The 1,217-nt window shown below is 56.5% G+C and carries 2 protein-coding genes; both read left to right on the top strand.

The genetic code is table 11. The features are described 5' to 3' along the window. The first annotated feature begins 1 nt into the window (after nt 1). Nucleotides 2-457 (top strand): helix-turn-helix domain-containing protein, encoded by a 456-nt coding sequence (locus ADJ95_RS05560; protein ID WP_049333392.1) that lies wholly within the window; start codon nt 2-4, stop codon nt 455-457. Continuing rightward, nucleotides 457-1,217, top strand: a 761-nt coding sequence (locus ADJ95_RS05555) for an IS3 family transposase (protein WP_049333390.1), incomplete at its 3' end; no start/stop codon positions are given. The genes ADJ95_RS05560 and ADJ95_RS05555, both read left to right, overlap by 1 nt.

The raw sequence follows: 1,217 nt of genomic DNA, 5'->3' as shown, positions 1-1,217 counted from the left end.
AATGTTCGAGAAAGGATTTGGCTGTCGTTTGACCGCCAGGAAGCTTGGTGTGTCCACCGCGACTGTGAGAGAGTGGCAGAAAATGTACCGCGTCATCGGGAAGGACGGGCTTCTTGCCATGGGAGTAAAACACACCAAATACGACTATGAGACCAAGGTCGCCGCAGCGGCGGCTGTAGTTGATGGTGGGATGAGTAAGCCTGAGGCGATGATGCGTTTCGGTATTGCAAGCGTAACACCGTTGAAGCAGTGGTGCAGGCTGTACCGGCAGGGCGGCGCGCAGGCGCTTAAACCTAAGCCCAAGGGCAGGCCGAAGGGGTCGGTGCGGGCGGTGCCGCCAACGCGTGAGGAGGAACTCGAAGAGCGCGTGCGCAAGCTTGAGGCGCAGGTGGCGTACCTAAAAAAATCGATTGCCCTGAAGGCGCACAGACGCTCCCAAACCGGGACAAAGCCCTAGTGGTCGCTGAGCTTTCAGGGCAGGGACACGCGGTGCGTGATCTCCTCGAAGCTGCTGGCCTTGCCAGGTCGAGCTACTACTACGCGCTGGCTCACCCCCAGCAGCCAACCAGAGTACAGCTACGTGCCAAGGTCGCCCAGATCTTTTCGCGTACCCCCAACGGGTGTGGTCACAGGCAGATAGCTATGTGCCTGCGCGCTGAGGAAGGGGTGCGTATCGCTGATAAGACGGTTTTGAAGATGATGCGTCAGATGGGGCTGCGCTGCGGTATACGCCGTGAGAGGGCCTACCATAGGTACAACTCCTACAAGGGGGAGGTGGGGCAAAGTTTTGAGAACGTCATCGGTCGCGATTTCACGGCGACTGGTCCTTGGCAGAAGTTGGGTACCGACGTCACCGAGTTCAAGCTTTCCTTCGGTAAGGCCTATCTCGCTCCGGTTTACGACTTTGCCAGTAAAGAGATTGTTGCCCACTCGATCTCGATGTGCCCTAATCTTGCCCAGCAGCAAGAGATGCTTCAGGTACTCATGGATGCCAAACCCGAGGGAGCTAAGCCGATTTTGCACTCGGATATGGGGTGGCAGTATCAGCACGAGACCTACATCAGTATGCTCGCTGATAATGGTTTTATCCAGAGCATGTCACGCAAAGGTAACTGCATCGACAATGGTGCCACTGAGCAGGTCTTTGGACATCTGAAGGACGAGTTTTTTCGCGGGCAGGACTGGCCAACCTTCGAGAGTTTCAAAGCTGACCTTGA

This window comes from Rothia mucilaginosa, assembly GCF_001061665.1.
In the GTDB taxonomy this organism is placed as follows: Bacteria; Actinomycetota; Actinomycetes; order Actinomycetales; family Micrococcaceae; genus Rothia; species Rothia mucilaginosa_A.
Note: the sequence above shows the minus strand (reverse complement) of the source record. Positions and strands in the feature narration are given on the sequence as shown.